The 20754-nt window shown below is 51.6% G+C and carries 9 protein-coding genes and 1 pseudogene; 4 read left to right on the top strand and 6 right to left on the bottom strand.

Annotated elements, in window-relative coordinates; translation table 11 throughout:
• Window positions 1–169 precede the first annotated feature (169 nt).
• Window positions 170–1411 carry a HipA domain-containing protein gene (locus BLP47_RS02080; protein ID WP_091849899.1) on the bottom strand — a complete coding sequence of 414 codons (1242 nt, stop codon included), beginning with the start codon at window positions 1409–1411 and terminating at the stop codon, window positions 170–172.
• The gene (locus BLP47_RS02075) at window positions 1408–1683 is read right to left on the bottom strand and encodes a helix-turn-helix transcriptional regulator (RefSeq protein ID WP_091849897.1); all 276 of its coding nucleotides are present in this window, start codon (window positions 1681–1683) and stop codon (window positions 1408–1410) included. Before BLP47_RS02075 ends, BLP47_RS02080 begins: the two co-directional genes overlap by 4 nt.
• A 696-nt stretch (window positions 1684–2379) precedes the next feature.
• Between BLP47_RS02075 and BLP47_RS02065 the strand changes: the two are divergent.
• Window positions 2380–2580: pseudogene (locus tag BLP47_RS02065) on the top strand (LuxR C-terminal-related transcriptional regulator); the annotation flags it as partial.
• Between the two features lie 520 nt (window positions 2581–3100).
• Here the strand turns inward: BLP47_RS02065 and BLP47_RS02060 are convergent.
• From BLP47_RS02060 to BLP47_RS02045, 3 genes are all read right to left on the bottom strand, one after another.
• Complete coding sequence (locus tag BLP47_RS02060) at window positions 3101–4891, bottom strand: fibronectin type III domain-containing protein (RefSeq protein WP_091849892.1); 1791 nt, start codon at window positions 4889–4891, stop codon at window positions 3101–3103.
• A 7-nt stretch (window positions 4892–4898) separates the two neighbouring features.
• Window positions 4899–10964 carry a carboxypeptidase-like regulatory domain-containing protein gene (locus BLP47_RS02055; protein ID WP_157671384.1) on the bottom strand — a complete coding sequence of 2022 codons (6066 nt, stop codon included), beginning with the start codon at window positions 10962–10964 and terminating at the stop codon, window positions 4899–4901.
• Window positions 10965–12334: 1370 nt separating this feature from the next.
• Window positions 12335–15310 carry an Ig-like domain-containing protein gene (locus BLP47_RS02045; protein ID WP_091849885.1) on the bottom strand — a complete coding sequence of 992 codons (2976 nt, stop codon included), beginning with the start codon at window positions 15308–15310 and terminating at the stop codon, window positions 12335–12337.
• A gap of 107 nt (window positions 15311–15417) precedes the next feature.
• Here BLP47_RS02045 and BLP47_RS02040 point away from each other — a divergent pair, with 107 nt between their 5' ends.
• Window positions 15418–16182 carry a LuxR C-terminal-related transcriptional regulator gene (locus tag BLP47_RS02040; RefSeq protein WP_157671382.1) on the top strand — a complete coding sequence of 255 codons (765 nt, stop codon included), beginning with the start codon at window positions 15418–15420 and terminating at the stop codon, window positions 16180–16182.
• 79 nt (window positions 16183–16261) lie between these two features.
• Here the strand turns inward: BLP47_RS02040 and BLP47_RS02035 are convergent, their stop codons facing one another.
• Entirely contained in the window at window positions 16262–17362 is a 1101-nt protein-coding gene (locus BLP47_RS02035) for an NAD(P)-dependent alcohol dehydrogenase (RefSeq protein WP_091849881.1), read from the bottom strand.
• Window positions 17363–17830: 468 nt separating this feature from the next.
• Between BLP47_RS02035 and BLP47_RS02030 the strand changes: the two genes are divergently transcribed.
• Window positions 17831–18310: a hypothetical protein gene (locus BLP47_RS02030; protein WP_157671380.1), complete on the top strand. Its 480-nt coding sequence runs from the start codon at window positions 17831–17833 to the stop codon at window positions 18308–18310.
• Window positions 18311–18642: 332 nt separating this feature from the next.
• Window positions 18643–20499, top strand: coding sequence for a BCCT family transporter (locus BLP47_RS02025; protein ID WP_249883380.1), 1857 nt, complete (start codon window positions 18643–18645; stop codon window positions 20497–20499).
• Window positions 20500–20754: the final 255 nt, after the last annotated feature.

Here is a 20754-nt window from a genome sequence, read left to right as displayed (position 1 = left end):
CTAGCTGGCTGAATCAACCTGGGTCCTCCTGGTTTTCTGGGGCAGGGTTAATTCATTCGCTGTCGTTTCCAACGATCAGCACCGCTAAGCCAGCGGCTCGCAAGATCGAATTGATCCGAAACAGAAATTTCATGTGTTTCTAGTTTCTTATCAGAAAGGCGATTTTGTCCTATCGCCTTGAATCGCTAAGTGCATTTAGCAAGGCGTTAGTTGTTGGGTGCGCACTATCAGATTCGGCTCGAATTTGATTGCCGGCATCGCTGAATGCCTGTAGAAGATTTTCGTTGGTTTCTTTAATAACTGATTCTGCCCAGTCTGAATCTAACTTGAGACGCTTGGCTTCAAAGATTAGATCTGAAAAAGTGATTTCGCTGAATTTATACTTTGAATTAATGCTCATTGCTGATTTTTGTGGGAGCCCGTAAAGAACCGTGGAAGAAAGATCGTATAGCGGAGCCAAAGAGACCGACCGCTGGTCCAGAATCAGAGAATAATTCTTGGCATGTGCATCGGTGCAACGGGCTGCCACATTGAACACCAAAGCTCGAAAGAACTCTGCTGCTACCTTTTTTTGCTCTGTGCTTCGGTAAATTCCCTGAAAGAGCCGGGAAATTTCTCCAACGCCTGGACCGCCATCGTCTCGTTGATATTTTTTAGATGGAGGCACTGATAGTGCCTGACACAGGTCTTCCTGATGGACCCTTTCAAGAACACCCTCGGGTGTCTTTTTTCGATCGTAGCGCTTGGATATGAAAACCTGGGTGGCTCCAAATTGAGATATCTGGGTTTGGGCAACATTGAGCCCTAAATAACTTGCGGCCAACATCGTCTGGTGCTCCACTATGTCTAGGTTTTGCCACCTATCGGGCACCGGCTTGATTATGTGCGTGGAGATATCTTCACCGCTGGGTGTCTGCCACGACCCATCTGTATTCAATCGAAGGGCAAGTTTGGCCTGAGCCCCTGCGAGGCTCAAATTGATCTTTGTCGAAGTACCGACCGTGCCATCCTCATACTCGTTTATCTTTTCCTTCAAGATCGTTTCAATGTCCGACTCGCTCAGTAAGCGAGTGCTCTCCATGGGCTGTTCCACGGTGCCCGAAGTGAACTCCAGCGCACCGGCTACCTCTTGGCCCACGTGTTTCAAGAGACTAAAAGGGTTTCTTTGATTGGCTCCGTACCTTTTGGCAATTGATCGCAAGGCGTTTTCGTTGTCTGGCAGCAGGCCTTGCAGAAACGGAAGGGCTACTTTCTTCGGATATTCGATTTGTCCAATTGGCATTGACAGCGAAATAGGAGTCTGGTCTTCCTGGTAACCGGGGTCATATTGGATGGTTATATTTCCAGAGCGAGTTTGACTAACGACGCCACAAGATATTCCGTTCAGCTTGATGTTGAGTTCAGCGTTCATCTGACTGCTGGCTTCTTATTCGGCGCTAGGGCTTCTTGAGAGCTAGCCTCTTTTTCATCCAGCGAGACTTGTTTTTCGAGCCTGAGGGAGTATCCAAGCTCGGACAGGACATTATGAGCCAGTCTCAGATTCACATCTTCTTTGCCGTTTTCAAGTGAACTCAACCATTTTCTGGAGACTTGCAGACGTTGCGCCAACTGCTGCTGTGTGAGCCCGGCCTCTTTGCGAGCTTGGCTAACCACAAGTCCCAATATTCTGGGCGTGAATCTCATGAGGCCTCCTGTAACTTTTATTACACAATAGCAAATGTAACCATTAGTGCGCAATAACAAATGAGCACTTTATTGCTCATTTGACGACGGACTGAAGCGCTTGCACCCCGCAAATCACAAAATATCCTTGTTGAAACTAAGGAGTGCTCGAAGGATGCCTTCCGGGTTGCGGTTCAAGCGGCTGACAGTGTGCTTAGGGCTTCCCTTTGGTCACTTGCCCAAGAGGCCTGATTGTTCCAAGCGGGCTACTGAGAACCTTTTTAATTCTGAAATGCGAAATCTTAGGTTTGCCTGAGTCCTTGGATATTTCTGCTACTAACCATCCGGCCCTGCTGATGGCATGGCCGGATTCCCTGTCAGCAAAGGCGGTGTTGATCTGGGCAAACTCATACTTTTTCACGAGCTTGTCGAAGGGGAATGGTCCTTTTTGGTAGAGCGAGATTAGCTTAGGGATGAAGGTTTGTGGCACAGCGTCACCTTCGATAACCCTGCTGCTGCCGGCGTCGTATTATGAGACGATTTGCCAGCGGGCGGGTTCTAATAACTCACACGGTTGGCGCTGATGCCTGGGCTCTAAACAACGGAACCCTGAAAGCTATCCAAGATTCCGGTGGTCTATTCATGGACTGAACCCGGTATCGCACCGTTGCCTCAGGCGCAGGAGCACGCGAGTCTTTACCCCAAGATCTCACAGAACGCCAGGTGCAGATTCTGATAGACATGGCTCATGGCAGGACCAACTTGGTTATCGCCCAGCAGATGATTCTTAGTGAATCGACCATCAAACAAGAATCGGTAAGGATCTGTCGTGCCCTAGGGGTTGGCACAAGACAGCAGGCTGTCTTGAAGGCAAGAACCCTGGGGCTATTGCCTGATGGCATTGAGATTAGGGTCTAGTTCTAAACTGACAGGCTTCACCGTCTCGTGAGTGCCTCAAGCGGCGCATTACATGCGCCCAGGACTAACCGACTCCACCCTCTCCCTAATAATTTTCAATTGTGCAACGAATTATATGGAATCATCTAAAAACCCTCATCTAGATCTGAAAATTAGGACGCAGTGCGCCATCAAGCTGACCCATAGGGTTCGCGGGGTCATTCCTGAGGATCACTGCTGAACGAAGTTTGTGGACGCTATTTCCGAGCACTAGCTCCAAATTCGAAGGCCGAATTTTAAATCGCAGCAGACGCACAGCATGGCGCAAGCCCGCAGACCCCTACTGGGGGCTTCAAGACCTCAAGTGCCAACGCTGCAATTGACACAAACCCGAAAGCTGGCTCTTGCCCACCAAAAACACCTGTCTTCAAGATAGGTGCCGGACCAAAAAGCTGCACACTCTTAAGCACTAGATGACAGTTAAACTACGGACCTCCTGCAAAAGCAGGAGGTCCGTAGTTCTCGAGCTGGGTATTTGTGCTTACTTTGTTAACAGAGGAATAGTTGCCTGGAGCGCACCATTTATGAACACCCTAACCTGAATTCGAACCCCAACGCCCGTGAACTCGACGTGGCGATAAAGGTTATTTTTTGCAGCAGGTATTGACTTCACAATCACCCAATCCTTGCCCACCTTCGCGGATAGGCGCTGGCCCTGATGATTCTTTGCATAAATAGCCACGTAGCCCTTGAAAGACCCGGCGTTCACTTTTGCACCCGGCATGGCAAGGCCTGATCCAGTTTCTCCCCCAGGATTTTTCGGAATGTTTCCAGGAGTTCCAGGTGAAGTGGGTCCTGTTGAGCCACCTGCCCCAGATCCTCCTCCACCAGACCCTCCAACTTGCGAAGAGGCACTAGAGATTTGAAACGACTGGGGTCGTGGTTGAGCGGCGCTAAAAGTATTGTTTCCCGGCTGAGAGGCTGTCACCGTGCAACTGCCGACTCCCGAGAAGCTCAAAAGCGATCCCGAAACTGAGCAAGGCCCAGAAACCGAGTAACGCACCACTAAGTCAGAAGTGGAGGTGGCGGCTAGGGTCATTGCTCCAGGAAAAAATTTATCACTGATGGGCGGAAAGGTAATGGATTGAGCGGCCTTTATGGTGATTACCCGGGTCTCAGTTCCCGCGCTGAAGGTCGAGTTTGCTGGGATGGTCGAAGTCAAAGTGCACGTTCCCGAAGCCACTGCAAACACCCGACCGGCAGAATACGTGCAGGCGTTAAGTGGCAATGCCGCCACTGCAACTGCGACTTGCCCTCCAGATGGGGCCGTGGCAGTTAGCGAAGCATCAGTTCCGATGTCCATCGAAGTCAGATTGGATGGGCTGAAAACTGGCTTATTGGCGAGTGCACCCGAGGAAATTACAACAGGAGTGGAGGCAATCGAGCGGGCACTGGAACCTTGCCTATTGGCTGCGCTTACTCTCAGCGTATAGGTGCCTGATGTCAAATTGCTCAGCGTCAGACTCGTTGAAATTGCGGGGCTGGGAGTGCTTGGGGTGCCGACATCGTCACCGTCGTTATTCAGCAAGAAAACTGAATAAGAGGTGATGGCATCACCATTTGACACGGGCGCTACCCAAGAGACGGTTATCGAACTCCCAGCGGATGAAGCAGTGGGGGCCCCGGGCACGATTGGGACTGCCGCAAAAGTAATCGAATCAAAGACTGCCTGCTCGGATGCTCCAAGACTACTTACCGCGACAAGCCTAAAAATGTAGGCCTGGCCCGCATTTAGGTTGGAGGTGGTAAAAGTGTTTAAATTCGCGGCCACATCTGCGGACGTGAAGCCTGAACTGCTAATTACATACTTGGAAATAACCTGCCCTCCGTTGTCAGGAGTGCCCCAAGTCAGCGTGACTTGACCATTATTTAGAGTCGGGGCGTTCACAGTGGGTGCAAATGGAATACTGCGAGCTTCAAACAAGAACGAATCCGAAGCCGTCGTTGCACCAGCATTGTCCACGGCTGTCACTATCACGCTGTAATCTGCGCCGCCAGTCATGCCTGCAAGAACTGCCGTGCAAGCAGTACCTGCGCAACTCAGAGCTGACCCGTTGATGCTTGTGACACCAGGTGCAGTTGCTGATACTGCGTATGTGAGGGCATTAGAGCTCCCGGTCCAAGTAACCGTAGCGCTGGCCTGATCCGTTGCAGTTCCGGCTGGAGAGGTACTGCTCACCGCTAGGTTTGTCGGCTTTGCGGGGGCAGAATGTGCGGGAGTCGCCAAGGATGCAATGAGACTCAAAAGTGCAACTACAGCAAGCTTTTTCATTGCGTTACTACCTCACACTCAGGGTGAAGTTTTGAGTGATTGGCGCACTAGGTGTTGCTGCACCCAGTGCTGTACCTAATACAGACACAGGCACGAGAACAGACGCCAGCGGGGTTATTTCTCCTGGAGCATTCACTTGAAACACGCGAATTTTCCAGTCGTACGTCGGGTCAAGATCCAGTCCGTATTTTCCGAGCGAGTCGGTTACCGCCTCGCGAGTTTGACCAGATACCGCAGCCCCACTTTCAACATTGAAGGCCTCTGCAAACACAATCGCACCGTTCAAGCCCACAACTCCACCGGGTCTAAACACCTGCCCCGTTAGATTGCCAGGACTCAGCGAAAGTGTTAGGGACTTATTTGTGACCGTGCCATTCCCGCCGCAAGCGGGAATTGACTTGGTTACGGCGCTCGAAGAGTCCACAGTGAAAATACAGTCAATCCTTGAACCCTGCGATCCGGGGCCCGGGTGAATTGTCAGCCGATAGGTCTTACTAGCATCCAGAGCCAAAGCTGCGATTCCAGCTCGATCAGTTCCCGATCCCGCAACCCACTTCACCGGCGCTAGGGTGGAGGGATTTACTTCTTCGGCACTTATATAAGACCAGCGAGCCGGGCTTGAGCCATCCTTTTGCTTTATCGTCAAGATCAGGTTAGGCGTGCCAAGGGCAAATTTTGCGGTTGTCAACTCCTCGTAAGTTTTAGATTCATAGGTGGCTCTTGAGAAAGCCACTCTCTGGCCCCAAGGAGCCTCCACTTCAACGCTAAACCTCTTGGTGGGATCGCTCGTCAACGAATCTGGGACGTTGAATTGAGCAATACCTAGGGCATTCGACTCAGCACTGCCAAGCCAGCGCTTATAGCCAGTCTCGTGGACAAATAAGCTAACCCATGACTGCGGAGCCGCTTCACTATTTGGGAACGTGACCCCCACCGCTGTGTTAGGGCTAAGGGCAGTAACGGGGCCAAGCTGCAATGGTGTTGCAAGGTATGGCTGACCGGGAACTAACCGGGGTAAGGCACTGCAAACTGGTTTTGCCTCGCCTGCCTCACAATTCCAACTAACCGCTGTCGTTGAATTGCTTGGTGGGTTGAAGTTAAAGTGCAGCCCGAAGTTACCGGCGATGCCCTGATTGCGATCCGCAATCTCAGCCGAATCAATCAGTAGCGAAATTTCACCAGTACTGCCAGAATTCGCCCAGGTGTGCCAGTTTCCATAAGAAACCCCAACGTGAGTGTTCAGCAATGGATTGCCTGCGGAGTCCTTCAGCGTAAATTTAAGGTTTGGCTCCCGAAGCTTGAGTTCAAGCTGCCCTTCTGAGACACAAGGCCCAGTCACCGAGGATCCGATGACGTTAATTTGGCATTGTTGGGACCTGGCAAGATCATTGCCGTTCCAAGGTTCGCGGGCATAAATGTAGTACGAACCATCTGGAAGGGTAATTCCAAACTCCCCGAGCTGGTTGGTGTTTGAGCCATACTCCCACAGATCCCAGCGAGTAGTGAAATCGACTGGAACGACCTGGCTGTCGCGCACCCCGTCGTTACCTTTACCAACAGGCATCTTGACGCTTCCCTTGACATTCGGTGCGTTCAAAATGAACGGGAAGTACCCGCCACTCAAAATCAAGGGGTGACTGTCAAACCCACCCTCGGTAGCTGAGACTTTGACTTCTCCAGCAGTATTGACCTGTGCGAAGAAGGTTTTTCGGGAGAGAAGACCTGGATTTGGCCAAGGGGGATTCACTGAGATTCGGTAGTTCCAAACAACACCCGAAGGCGGAACTCCCAAGCTCATTGAGGTCTCACCCAGAGCGTTGGAACTTGACCCGTTGAACCATTCGTTGGTCGTTTCGTTATAAGCATCAACCCAAGCTCTAAAAGCGGGCTGTCCCGGGGTAGATGAATTAATCCCCGGCTGGTAAACGATTGCTTTGAAGTTTGGGACGTCCAATTGAATCTTGTCAACGAACTGCGCAGACACTGTTTTGGCTGCTATTTGTGTCGGTGTGTATAGCTTTTTGGTGGACGTGAAGGCACCACCAAAAGCATCGCTTCTCACCTGAGCATCCACCCTCAAGGTGGTCGATAAGGATGGAACATTGATTCTAGCTTTTCCAGAGGAATCAGTGGTGCGGCCCCCGAGCCAACGCCCTGTTTCATCGTCAAAAATACTCACCCAAACATTCGCTGCCGCTTTACTGCCGGCCATGAATTCCAACTCAACATTGGGCAATGATGGCTTAAGCACGATTAGGCGGTCATCAGCTCTTAAGCCATTGACAATTGCACCAAGCTGAGCTTCGATGGCGGCGGCCCCCTCGAATCTAGCTTCGGTGAACTCGTAATAGCCGTGCGGGTTGATTGTCAAAACAGAGGAAGAATTAAAGTCAGTGAATCCAGCCCACTTCGAGAGGCTGAATTTGCCTTCCGAGTTGGAATTTGCGCAGCGACTCTGGTTGCTATTGGCCTCACTTTGCCAGAGGCAAATAGACACATTCCGAAGCTTCACAGTGGGGTCGAGCGGACTAACTACTTCACCAGTCCACGTTGGTTCACTGAGCCTCAACTGCAAGGCCGCGGGCACAGTAGCCCCGTTTACGGTGGCTTGACCCGAAGAGTTCACACTAATTCCGGTTAGCAACGGTCCGTCGCCATGAATCAGAGACTGATAGGGCGCGCGCGCCATAAGGTTATAGCGCCCGGCTGGTAGGGATAATGACCATCGACCGAGTCGGTCAGTAGACCGCGAGTACTCCCAAAGTTCTTCCCCGGTGGCTAAATCGACCGGGACAACTTGGGCATTTGCAATGCCAACTGTTCCAGTTGGGCCCACGATTACCCCCGACAGTGCGGGAGACCTCAGCTCCAAAGCACCAAATTTTCTTGAGAAGCTGGGCTCCGAGCCCGCGGCAATCGTGAATTCGGGGCTGAATGTAGTGGAGTACTTAATGCTTCCCCATGGATCAAAGCGGAGCCTATATGTTCCCGCAGTATTAAACTTCAGGCCGAAGCTACCGTCCGCTTTCACATCGGTATTTGTGTTGGTCCAGTCCCAACGCGCTTCACTTGAAACAAAGCGTTGGAGTTGAACGCTCACCGGCAAGTTGTCACCTGCAGCAATTCGCACGCCATTTGCATCCACAAGAAATCCGCTTATATTCGGCGCTTGCAACTCAAGAGCAAAAACTCCTGCGCTTGGGGTGACCCCTTCAATGCTGAGGGTTTTCACTCCGGCAACGGTAGTTACCGTGCCGGAGAAAGTCTGTCGAGTGAAATTACTGTTGTAGGGGGGGTGAACTATAAATTCGTAATTTCCGTCCAACTCCGCTGCGAAACTAGCCCTACCTTGCTGGTTGGTGGTGATCCAGTCGACCCAGTTCCCATCTTGGCGGACTTCGATACTTGCACTTCTCAAGTTGGCACTGGAGCCCGGCTCTCGGACTGAAAATACTGCCGTAGGAGTAGCCAGTTGGAGGGAGGGGAAGTCGACGATGAGACGATTGGAAATGTTGCTCGAATTCACTACGAATTCTGTCGACGAGGTCACGGCTGCGCCTGGAATATTATGCGGCTCCAGCCTCAGGCGATAGGTACCCGACTCCTCTAACCGAAGACCAAAGGATCCATCGCGTGCGACCTCCGCCCACTGGTTGGTCCAGTCCCAACTCGATGAGACAGTGCTATATTTTTGTAAATTCAAACTCACCCAGTCGCCATTATTTGTGTTGATGGCGGTGCCGTCGGGGCGCTTTACTAGCCCGGTCACATTCGGCACGGCGAGAGCTAAAGAAAACACACCATCCGTCGAAGCGATACCATCAATAGTGACCGTATAGCTCCCGGGACTGCCAGTGACCGTTACCAGGTAGTAGCGGCCCGCTACTCTCGAAGACGACAAATTGCCGGGGGCCCTAAGTTCGATTCGGTAAGTCCCAGCGCTAGTAAAGCCGATACCGGAAAGACCAGAAAACCCGGTATCAAAAGATGATAGGTATTCGAAGTTGCTCTCATTCGAGGAGCTCTGCCTGAGGAGATTACCGCCTGCATATCTCAGCCCCAACGAGGAACCCGGCGCTGTCACTCTGAAGACAAAGTCAGACTTATTCATTTTAAAATCTGGAAAATCAAGTGTGAATCCGGAACCAGTTACAACAAAGGTTGAGCTCAACGTTTCCGCTAAGTCGGACCTACCATTGGGCTTAGCTTTTAGCCTATAGGTCCCAGCTTCGACCCCTCTGAGCCCAAAGGATCCATCCATGCCCACGTTGGTCGAGGATACGTGCTCCCAAAAAGAGCCCTCAACCTCGCGCTCAAGTGCGACATCAATGTTCACATTATTACCAGTCCGTATTATTACTCCCGAACTGTCCTTCACCACACCGGTGATGTTTGGGCTGTTAGGAGTTAGAACATAGACTCCAGCTACTGGAAGAATTATAGAGTTGGACTCCAGGTTTCTAAGCGTCACAACGCCATTTAGAACCCGTAGTCCATACCTGCGCTCGGCAAAGGAACCAGTCCAAGCATTAACGCTTAGGACAAAGTCGCCATCTGGGGCACTAAGCCCAATCAACCCATTACCTGTGCCATTTCCTGTGATGTACCTGTTTCCGCCTCCCTCAAATTCCTCAAAGATGTCAGCTGAGAAGCTTCTTATCGTCACGGCAGGAGTGCTTGGGGTCACCAAGCGGATCGATAAGTTCGTTCTGCTGAGAACCAAATTAAAAGAGCCGTCAGATTGAGGCTGGATAAGTTCGCCAACATCGGTTCTCACAGTCGGCACACCCGAAACAATCATCACTTCAAAACGCGTGGCGGCCACCTCAGCCGAATCGGCGTTGACCCACACCTGGTACGCGCCATCCGACAATCCGAAACCAGCCGCCCCATTCGGAACTGCTCCTGGACCAAAATACGCACCGCTACTGGATGTTTCCATTTCTGAAACTTGGATATCGGAACTTAGGGGAGCACTGGAGCCCGCCTGCCTGGCTTGCAATTTTAAGTTCGCAGCGGGTGATAATCCTCGATATCTGTACTCCGCAGGTGAAAGAAAAACTCCGCTGACAGAATTCGCATAGGAGCCCGACGAGTTCATCCAGAAAGGTTCGCCCAAGAAACTCGGGGTTGAAAAAGAGCCTCCGATTGCGAAAACTGGCCAATACTTACCAGCCACTTCAGTATTGACCCTGGCATCAAATGATCCGTTGCCCTGAATCTGATTCGCACCGCCAACATATTTTCCGTAATCAGGTGAGCCATCCGAATTCGATGCATAGATTGAAATGGATGTCGTTGCACTTTCAGCCACGGCAATAGTTCCGCCGGTTGGGCTAAGGACCTGACCCGATAAATTGCCTGGCTGGAAAGCGAAATTGATTACGCTTATCCCACCTTCCTGGGAGGCAGTCAGCGAAGTTCTGTAATCAAGGCCTGTGAAAAAGCTATAGGCATCGTTTGGTCCGCCTTCAGTTAAGAGTCTCAAGCCATAATCAGTGAAAAACGCTCCAGGGTTGTTATTGGGCTCAGCGCTGATTAGATAATCTTCCCCGAGACTCAAATCCGAGGACAAGTCAATCGCAAAGGGCCCACTTCGCAAAACCGGAATAGCTGATCTCATTTCCGCATAGTCGCCGGTGGCAGGAAAATGAATCCAAGATCCCGGGTTTGCAAAACTGCCATCGAGATTTCTAAGGGCAACGACTAAGTTACCGAGCTTGAGCTTTGCAGAGATGTTCTGGTTGCTTTTGTCAAGCGAGTTGTACTCGTTCAATGCGGCGTGAGTAAAGTCGCCAATCGGGGGAACTACCGCGAAGCCGAAGTAGTCAATATTCGAATCAGCAGTGATAGTTGCCACACCACTAGAGTTCGTCGTACTGAGCGCCGACACTGTTGTACCGTTCTGGCTACCTACCGTAAAAGACAAAAGTGCCACTTGAGCCCCCGCGTAGATGCTGCCATCACTCTTGGTGATGGTAAAGGTCTTGGTTATCGCAGCCGAAGTGGCCGGCAAGACAGGCACTAATAAGCCAATAATTAGTGCGAAGATTGCGGCTATTGATCGCTTCATTTTTCCCCCAGGATTATTCTTCATAACACTACGCATCCACCCAAAGTCGCGCCAATAGTCCGAAGAACCTTTTTGGGGGACATGCGGAGGGAAACATGCATGCGTGCCTGAAGTGCTGCAAGGTTATTGGGGTCCCTATTCGCCACTTGCTTCCGCCCTGCAATTAAGAATTGCGAATCCCAGCAAAGTTGAACAATGGTGCGGACTGTTATTTTGCCCGCCACAGCGAATCGAAACTCCTCCAACAAATTTAATACCTTGGTTCTAGCAACAACATGGGTGTCAAATCAGGCGAGCTGAGTCGAGGTAACTGGGCGCCCTGTCGAATAATTAGGCCGCTGATGATGCGAGATAAATCATTAGCAACTAGAAACTCTAAAAACCCAACGCCCATTAATCGGCGCCGAACTTGTGTCATAAACATTTCCGGAAATATCTGTTAGGAAACCAACCGATTCAAAAAAACGCAGGTCTCGCTTGAGTCTTTGGTTGAAGAAACAAGTAGGTCACTGACTTAGTCTTGCAAAGTATTGTTGCCCGTCAACATTGAGACCAATCCTGATTGCGCTGAATGGATCATTTGACGAAGACTGAGGCCTAAGGTCGGCCCAGAAGCCCTGTTCACTGGCAAGACTCAAAAGTGTTGAGCTATTGGGGGTTGCAGCAATAGCTCCAGAAAAAAGGCTTGCTTCAATACTTGACTGCTCAAATTATGGACCTAATGTCCAATGGTCGAAGAGACTCCAATCAACTGAGTTCCCCAGTGAAGCCAGTTGGCTGAGCTGAGTTAGTAGTGGCGCTGGTTGAGTGGGGTATTTGGGGTTGGCACTATTACCCGACTGATCCCGAGTAGTTGATTTCTGACTAAGAGCTGATTCTTAGCGAATCAACTATCAAACAAGAGTCAGTCAGGATCTGTCGTGCCCTAGGGGTTGGCACAAGACAGCAGGCTGTCTTGAAGGCAAGAACCCTGGGGTTATTGCCTGATGGCATTGAGATTAGGGTCTAGTTCTAAAGCACAAACCTTCGCCGGCTTGCGAGCGCCGAGGTGGAACATTCGACTAAAGAGCTTGTGCCAAATGAAGCAACCAGAACCAGCCCAGCCGGTTTTCCCGCATGCGCTGCCCAACTAAAGCTTTCTCACCAAGAGTCTCAGTCTTCATTACCCTGAGCGTCACAGTTTTCGGCATGGTCACTGGCAGTAATCCAACCCAGTTCGGTCGCGGACAGCGGCCGCTTCTGGTCGAAACTAAATGTCCGCTTCGGCAAGACTCACAGAGTGACTAGGTATCTTCAAGCATTCCGTTGCGAGACACCAGGACGCCAGAAGTTGAGTTCCGAGGTTGTGTTCCAACTTGAATAAACGGAACTCAATTGGTGACAAGATCAATAGTGCGGACTAGCTTTCGATCGATGTAAATGCGGATATTTAGGGGCTTACCGATCCTATTAACAGGGTCCGTTATTCGAATAAAACCGCCCTTGATGGAGCTCTCAACAACCCAGTCGTTTCCGACCTTGGCACTGAGCCGTTGGCCCTCATAGCCCCTCGCATAAATTGCTACAACTTGGTTGAAGGAGCCAGCGTTCACCTTGGAGAGGTTGGCCTGAGCTACTTGCAGTTTCTGGGACAACTTGCCGCCGCTGAAATTCAACACCAGGGTTGCCTCCCCTGCTGCAAGCATGGGGAGAAGAATCGTTATTTGAGTGCCAGATTCACTAGATCTAAACTTCAGTTCCTGGCCATTAATCGTGGCGGACGTTATTAGCTCAAGACGCGCTCCAACCAGGACCACCTCTGACATTGACAGCACTTCAATGGGTTCGCCTTTATTTAATAAAGCTGGAGTCTGGACTGGGTCTGGAGTCTGGGCGGCAGGAGGACTTTCGGGCGACGGGTTCGACGGTGGGGTTGTGTCACCCCCAGCTGAGCCAGAACCCGGTGGAGTGGGAGGTGTGGCAAGTGGATTGGCGATTGCGATCAGCGGGTCTGTCGTGAACTGAATCGTTACTGTGCCATTTTGAGTGGCTGTTGCCAATAACGTGCTCTGGTCCCCAATAATTGAAAAAACCTTGGCGCCAGCTTTGATGTTGGGGTCATTTATTACGAGTGAAAGTGGGCTATTTGCTACCGGCACTGTTGTGTCGGGGGCAAGCCAGGCCACCACAATTGAATTCACAAAGTCTGTCTCATTAGGCAGAACGGTCTGAGCTCGATTGTTATTGGCAATCGAGTAAATCTTGACCTCCACCCCCTGAGCAAAGGCGCCGCTAGGAATAGTGAGGGAAACCGATGAGGAACCGATCGTAAAGATGTTTATCGATTCAACCCCATTCACAATCACGGCAGTGTTCACAAGTGTTCTGTCTGCCTGTGGGATGCCGGCCAGTGAAGCTTGGCTCCAACGGCCGAATAAGGTCAGATCTAAGGAAGGCGAGTAGCTGGCCGCAGCATCACCGATTTTGCCGCCCCCCGAGTCCGCGGAATACCAACCCTCAAAGACATAATCAGCCCTGATCGGTGTGGGAAGTGTTATTGCTCCAGTGCTCTGAAGATAAGCCACTGAGGTTGGGCTCACCGTTGCATTCGTGCCAGGGGAAAAGGTGACGGTGTAGGCGAGATCCCATTGAGCAAAGATCGTGGTGTTTGCTTCCGGGCTAAATGAATCACCCGCATCGCCGATTTTGCTTCCTGCTGTCAGTGCTGTGTACCAGCCCAAGAATGTTGCGTTTGCCTTTGTGGGGCTTGGCAGCTGCACAAAACCATCGCTTAGGTTCGTGATTAAAGTTGCGGGCACCCCTGCCCCTCCAGAGGCATCAAGAGTCACCGTGAAGCGCGTCTTGGCAGTGGAGAAATTCAAAGTAGTCAAGTCGCTGATTCCGCTGACTGGCATCGAGTTTGCGTCCCGGAAGGACCCGGCCTCAATCAAAAGAGCGTAATTGCTCTCACCCTTTAGGTCTAAGGAGGGGTTGATCGTAACCACGGCACCTGAAATCGTGACCTGAGGATCCGTGGCTTCAATGACCCGCTGGTCCAAAGAGTCCGAGGTGTTCACAATGGTTAGGTTCTTTGAAGCAACGGCCGTGACCGACCGGCTGAAGGTCAAAACGATGTTTGTGTTGCCCTCAACTGAAGTTGCATTATCTGAGGGGCTGGAAGAGCTAAGCACCGGGTTTTGAATAGTGGTGAAGTTAAGAGTTGTTGCGTTACTGATACCCGTGAATGCATTCCCTGTGGTGTCCTTGACTGCGCTTGACCCAACTAAGAGGTGATAGGCAGTGTTTGGCAACAGATCATCGGGTGGATTAATCGTCAGCGTGGAACCCGAAACCCCAACTGACCCACTTGCCACCTCAAGCACGGTTGCACTTCCAGGAGTTCCCGTTGGCACAATGCTTATACTCCCGGTGCCCTTGACTATGGGTTCACTAAAGTTCAGGGTGATATTCGCCGCAGTTAGAACTGAAGTGGCGCCGTCAGCAGGGTTCGAGCTAGTTAGCGTTGGGGCCACCGAATCCACTATCGAAGATGGGCCTTTAAAAATCTTGAAATATTCAACGTCTGCCATGGCATTCCAAGTGTTAGAGGTTGGGTTGTTACCCCTCAGTGCATCCATGAAAACAAAGTTTCCCTGTGGTTCAAAGTCTCTTGTTGTTCTGTGCGCCGCGGTCAAGAGGGGTTTGAAGCTCAGTGTCTGTTCGACTCCATCCACGTAAATTTTCTGGGTCGAAGGAACATCGCTTTTGGTCATCAGGAACTCAAACTTATGGAAAGACCCCTGCAAGGTGCTGGCATCGAATCCATATAATTCCGAGTTGACGGTGTTAAACCCGACCCAGCCACCAAAATGGTAAACGTTGTAGGGCGTACCGGTCTCCCACGCAAATAGCATTGACCCGCTGCCGTTTTGCTCGTTGCCCGAATCGTTGCCCGAATCCTTGAGGCGAATTTTCATCTCAACAGTGACTTCTGAAACCCCCGCCATGCTTCCGATTGACCCAGCTAACACATCGCTATTGGCGCTCTCTTTGCCGGTGAAAATAACATGTTCTGGCCCAGTACCCTTTAGCATGCCGCCTAACGCTGTCGTTCCATTCGAGCCTACGGTGGCCGTCCATGAGGTGCCCTCAGCAGTGTAACTAGATGCTTCGTAATGGGCCGCTAGTGTTGCGGTGGCCTGAGCGGCAGTTGGAGATAACACCAGGGTTGTTGAGACCAAAAGGGAGGTCAGCACAAAACCTAATTGCTTCCCGGGCTCATCACGCAAGCGAGCCGAGTTGAGCAGTCTAGGAGTGCCTGGCTTTCGCGCGAGCCAAACTTGGGGCCAGAGAACTCTTTTAGTCATCTGAAAAGCCTAGGAAAATAGTGCAGAACAGAGGGGGCTCGATGGCCAAAATATGGCCAGTTTATGGCCATTATTTAGCCATAGACTGTGGCTAATGAGGTTCGGGTGTGTCCCGCCTTATAACTAGAGCCCAAGGATCAAAAGCCATGCAGCAGTTGGAGCAATTTACCCAAAGAATTTCTGCTTGCAGAAACTTCTCCGAGATCTGCCAGTTGCTCACCATGTTTGAGATCACCAACCATCGTTTTGCTGCCACGATCCTGGCAACTATTGACGCGGATGCAAGAATCAGAGAGATCGGTCGTTACGGTCTTTTGGGAAGTGGCCCGTCTAAGGAATCGGTGGCACTTTCAAGTGCGGGTCGCATTGCCCAGGCCCTGCAAAACTCTCAACCAACCGTGATATCGGACCTTCTAGAAGCTGCCCAAAAAGGTCAGCTCACCCCGGAGTCGGACATCGATGCTGTGATTGTCGGCAATAACCTCAAAAGCGCCTTGGTAGTGCCGCTTTACGACCAGGGTTACCTTTACGGAGTAGTGGGTCTAGCCTCCATGCCCAGGTTCACAGAACTGCCAGAGTTCAAGATCGACTACCAAGTATTTCAATCACTACTGTCAATGGCTATTAGAGCTGTCACCTACCGAAACATCGCAAAAACTGAACAGGGCCTAGAGCCACTTACCGATCTCACAATCCGGGAGCAGACAGTGCTGGCACTTTTGGCTCAGGATAAATCGAACTCAGAGATTGCAGCAGAGCTAAATTTCTCTTTATCGAGCGTCAAGAGTTCAGTGGCCGAGATTCTTAAAAAGCTCTCGGTGTCAACCAGAAAACAAGCCGGCATCAAGGCCCGCTACTCACAGCTTCGCTAAGCCAAAAGGCCTAGCGAAGCTGGTAGTAGGGCCAAACGGTTGACTTGATTCGACTTCCGGCTTGAATTGAGCTGCGAGACTAGAAAATCACCACTGGCTTGAGCGTCTCGCCAGATTCGCTGTCAGCAAAGGCAGTGTTGATCTCGGCAAACTCATACTTTTTCACGAGCTTGTCGAAGGGGAATAGTCCTTTTTGGTAGAGCGAGATTAGCTTGGGAATGAAGGTCTGTGGCACAGCGTCACCTTCGATAACCATGCTGATCTTGATACCGCTTAGCAGTAGGCCACCGATGTCAACAGGAGACTCGGTGCCGGGGGCTGCGGCGCCCACCAGGGCACCGTGCCCAAGGGTTCCAAGCGCCTTGGTCATTTGAGCAAAGACCATTGCGTTCCCGGTGGTGTCGAGGGCGTAGTTTGCGCCTTGCCCAGTGATCTCTCGAATTTTGGCCACGGCATCTTCGTTTTTGCTGTTGATGGTGTGGGTGGCTCCGAGCTCTTTGGCCCTGGCCAGCCTGCTATCAACAATGTCAACCGCGATGATGGTGGTGCAGTTTGCTATCACGGCGGCCAATAGACCCGACATCCCAACAGCACCGGTTCCAAAGATGACGATGCTGCTGCCGGCTTCGGGCTTGAGCACATTTAGCACTGCGCCCGCGCCGGTTTGAATACCGCAACCTAGGGGTCCCATGATCTCGAGTGGGACATCCTTTGAGATCTTCACAACGCTGCGCTCATAGACGTTGGTTACGGTGGCGAAAGATGACTGGCCAAAAAAGTGGGAGGAGACATTAGAGCCGTCCTCGGCCTTAAAAGCGGTTGTTCCATCGGAGCGAGCGCCGCCCATTGCCAGAGCACCAAAGTCAACACAATATGCTGGGTGACCAGATACACAGGAGCCGCATACTCCACAGCTTGGGAAGCTAAGCACCACGTGATCGCCAACTGCGACGCTGGTAACCGCATCTCCTACCGCTTCAACAATCCCAGCTCCCTCATGGCCTAAAACCAGTGGGAGTGGGAGTGGGTAGATCTGATCGCGCACGATGGCGTCGGTGTGGCAAACCCCGGTAGCAACGAGTTTTACTCGCACTTCATCGGGTCGGGTTTCATCAAGAGTTAGTTCGCGCATCTCTAGTGGCTCGCCCTTTGCCAGGGCTACGGCGGCAAGTGTCTTCATTGAAATCTCCTTGAGACCCGTAGCCAGCTGCCACGAAGGCCCACCTCCCACACTAACCCCGAGGTTCCGACTATCTACTGACTAGCCATGGACTATGCGGGTCTTCACAGTAAGGGGCCCAAGTCCTAATCTGATGCAGGTTTCTGAGCAATTAGATCTCCAGGCAGTGGCCCGTTAAAACATAAATCCCAGAACACGACCGTCCGGAAGGATCCTGGGATTACTAACTCGGGCTATTGCCTCTGCTACTTGAAAGTGTAGGTAGCTGAATTAGATATTCGCAATAGCTAGCGCCTACTTATTGAGTTATCCACAGATTCCGTTTTCAGCAAAGCCAGCTTGAGTCTCAAGGCCTAAAGTTCTTGTTTCTGCTGCGCATAGAGGCCCTGCGGAAAACAGGCGGGTTTAGTTATTTTGAGATTGATATTGGTTGATGAAAGTAAGCGCAAAGATTACATACTTTGTGCCGTGGAAATAGACCTGGCCTTGGCTCCGGCTGCGCGGATGACCCTGAACCAACTGAGACTGAAGGGGCAAAGGAGCATTCACTTCGCCAAGGAGAGCGATTCTCGACGCATGAATATTTTGAAAAGCCTTTTAACGATTCCTTCAATAACCACTTGCTATGTAGTGAAGGGGCTAAATAGGGGCAGTGAAGGTGCAGCCAGGCAGCTTTGCGTGATGGCCACGGTCTCAGAATTGAGCCCATCCGAGCAGTACAAAGTGATCTTTGATCTAGATGAAAACTTCTTGGCGGCAGACCGTCTGACTCTTGGTAGGCAGTTGCGTAGTCGACAAAATAAGACTCAAGTGATCTTCCACCACCTGGAGCCTTATCAAGAGCAATTGCTCGCTTTGCCCGACGCCTTTGCCTGGGCTTTTGCACGAGGTGGTAGGTGGAGGCTTGCACTCCGATCGCTTGACCTAAGAATCAAGCATTTGCCTTAAAGCATAAATCCCAGCAGTTCACCGTCCGGAGAGCCACTGGGATTACTAACTCGGGCTATTGCCTTCGCTGTTCAAAAGTATAGGTAGATCAAATCGATCTTCGCAATAGCTAGGAGCTAAACATTGAGTTATCCACACATTCTGTTTCGGCCAATATCAGCTTGAGGCTCGACGCCTAAAGTTCCTGTTCCCACTGCTCATCAAATGCGACGTCGAAACGAGCATGAGCATCGCCTCAGCTGCTCGAATGGCACTGAGCTGACTGGGAAAACTATGCTTGAAGCTAGAACAGCTTAGATACGACTCTCAGACCCAAGCGACTGGAGATCAAAGTGAGCACAGGATCTACCCCCGAATCTGCGCCAAAGGCGCAACCAAAGGCAACTGCTGTGCTGGCACCCTGGGTGTTTTGGCCGGCTGCCGGTCTGGTAATTGCAATCACAGCTTTCTCGATAATCGCTCCGAAAATTGCTAATACCGTGTTCACCACTTTGCAATCGAACGTCATAAGCTCCTTCAGCTGGTATTACGTGCTCATCACTGCATTCTTTGTAGCGTTTGCGCTGTGGTTGGGGTTTAGCCGCTTTGGTGACATCAAGCTCGGGAAGGACGATGACAAACCCGAGTTCTCAATGATCTCTTGGATCTCCTTCCTCTTCGCCGCAGGCATGGGCATCGGGCTGGTGTTCTACGGTGTCGCCGAACCGCTCAGCCACTTTGCAAACCCTCGCCCGGGTGTCACCGGCACTGAGATTGAGCTAGCCCAAAAAGCGATGAGCCAAACCTTTTTGCACTGGGGCGTGCACGCTTGGGCCATCTATGTGGTTGTTGGTCTCGCGCTGGCTTACGCAATCCATCGTCGTGGTAGACCTATCTCTATCCGCTGGACGCTTGAGCCGCTTCTTGGCAAGCGCATTCGTGGCGGCTGGGGCAACCTAATTGATGTCATCGCACTTGTGGGCACCGTTTTTGGGGTTGCCACCTCGCTTGGTTTGGGTGTGCTCCAAATTTCGGCCGGACTTGAACAAGCCGGTGTTGCCGAAGCAAACCTAACCACTCAAATTGTGGTCATATTCGTAGTAGTTGGGTTCACCATCCTGTCTCTGGTTTCAGGCATTGGCCGCGGTATGAAATGGCTCTCGACAACCAACCTGCTTCTCGCCGCGGTGCTGTTGGTGTTTCTGTTGATTGTTGGCCCGACAGCGTTTTTGTTCCGCGAGTTTGTGCAATCGATGGGCAACTACCTACAGAACTTTCTTGGGCTCAGTTTCACCGTGAGCGCCTATGCGGGAGTAGCAGGCGAGCAGTGGCAAGCGAGCTGGACCACTTTTTACTGGGGCTGGTGGATGTCTTGGGCACCGTTTGTTGGTGTCTTTATTGCTCGAGTTTCCAAGGGCCGCACCGTGCGTGAGTTTGTCGGCGGAGTGATGCTTGTTCCCACCGTGCTCACCTTTTTGTGGTTCAGTGTGCTCGGCGGAAACGCCATCTACCGCGAGCTTTACGGCCAGGGCGGTTTGATCGGTGCCGACGGATCGGTAGATGCCGACTCGGCCCTATTTGATCTAATTGGTGGGCTCCCGGCGGGGACCGCTCTCACGTTCGGTGTGATCCTGCTGATTGGTATCTTCTTTGTCACCTCCGCGGATTCGGGAGCGCTGGTTATGTCAATGATTGCAACCGGTGGCTCGACAGAACCGCCCAAGGCCCTGCGTATCTTCTTTGCTCTGCTGGCATCGTTCTTGGCGATTGCGCTACTAATCACCGGTGGGCTGCAAACGCTGCAGACCGCGGCGATTCTTTCCGCCCTGCCATTCAGCATCGTCATGCTGATGATTTGTGCGGCCACGGTAACGGCCTTCAGTCGGGAACGTCGCGCCTATGACAGGGCGCAACGTGCCCAATTTGTCGACCACATCGGTGATTTTTATGGTCTCGAGGTGGAAGAGCCATCGCTTCGCGAGCCCTCAAAACCACTTCGTGCAGCGCTTGAGCGCCTGCGCAAAAAGGCAGTGAAAACCGGGGACGGTATTTCGCAGCGCACATTAGACGCGATCATTGACGATGATAAGTTGGCGCCGCCCGACAACTTAGCTCAGGCTGACGCAATCGTCGAAGACGAGGTGGAGACGGTGCAGGCAGCCGAGGCCGAAAAGAAGACCAAGGGCAAACCAGAAAACTCCAAAGACTAGATCTCGCTGGGCGCCTAAGAAGCTAGGCCCGGACCCCACCGGTTTGCGAGGATGTCGAGTTCTTCCCGCGCAGGCTTTAGCAAGCGCTCCTTGGCCGCTAGAAACGCCAAGGCAAATAAGGGTCGCATTCCCAAATTCGCCGAGCAGAGCAATGTCTGACGCGGACTCTTCTAGCCACAAAACAATGGCAAATTGCAACCAAAACTTGCTAAACATAGAGTTATTTAGGTCTTGTTTAGTTTTTCATTTAAATGG

It is taken from the genome of Candidatus Aquiluna sp. UB-MaderosW2red, from assembly GCF_900100865.1.
In the GTDB taxonomy this organism is placed as follows: Bacteria; Actinomycetota; Actinomycetes; order Actinomycetales; family Microbacteriaceae; genus Aquiluna.
Note: the sequence above shows the minus strand (reverse complement) of the source record. Positions and strands in the feature narration are given on the sequence as shown.

What these genes read in the sequence shown, in the direction of transcription:
- BLP47_RS02080 (WP_091849899.1), bottom strand. Translation starts at nt 1,411, where the DNA reads ATGAACGCTGAACTCAACATCAAGCTGAACGGAATATCTTGTGGCGTC.
- BLP47_RS02075 (WP_091849897.1), bottom strand. Translation starts at nt 1,683, where the DNA reads ATGAGATTCACGCCCAGAATATTGGGACTTGTGGTTAGCCAAGCTCGC.
- BLP47_RS02060 (WP_091849892.1), bottom strand. Translation starts at nt 4,891, where the DNA reads ATGAAAAAGCTTGCTGTAGTTGCACTTTTGAGTCTCATTGCATCCTTG.
- BLP47_RS02055 (WP_157671384.1), bottom strand. Translation starts at nt 10,964, where the DNA reads ATGAAGCGATCAATAGCCGCAATCTTCGCACTAATTATTGGCTTATTA.
- BLP47_RS02045 (WP_091849885.1), bottom strand. Translation starts at nt 15,310, where the DNA reads ATGACTAAAAGAGTTCTCTGGCCCCAAGTTTGGCTCGCGCGAAAGCCA.
- BLP47_RS02035 (WP_091849881.1), bottom strand. Translation starts at nt 17,362, where the DNA reads ATGAAGACACTTGCCGCCGTAGCCCTGGCAAAGGGCGAGCCACTAGAG.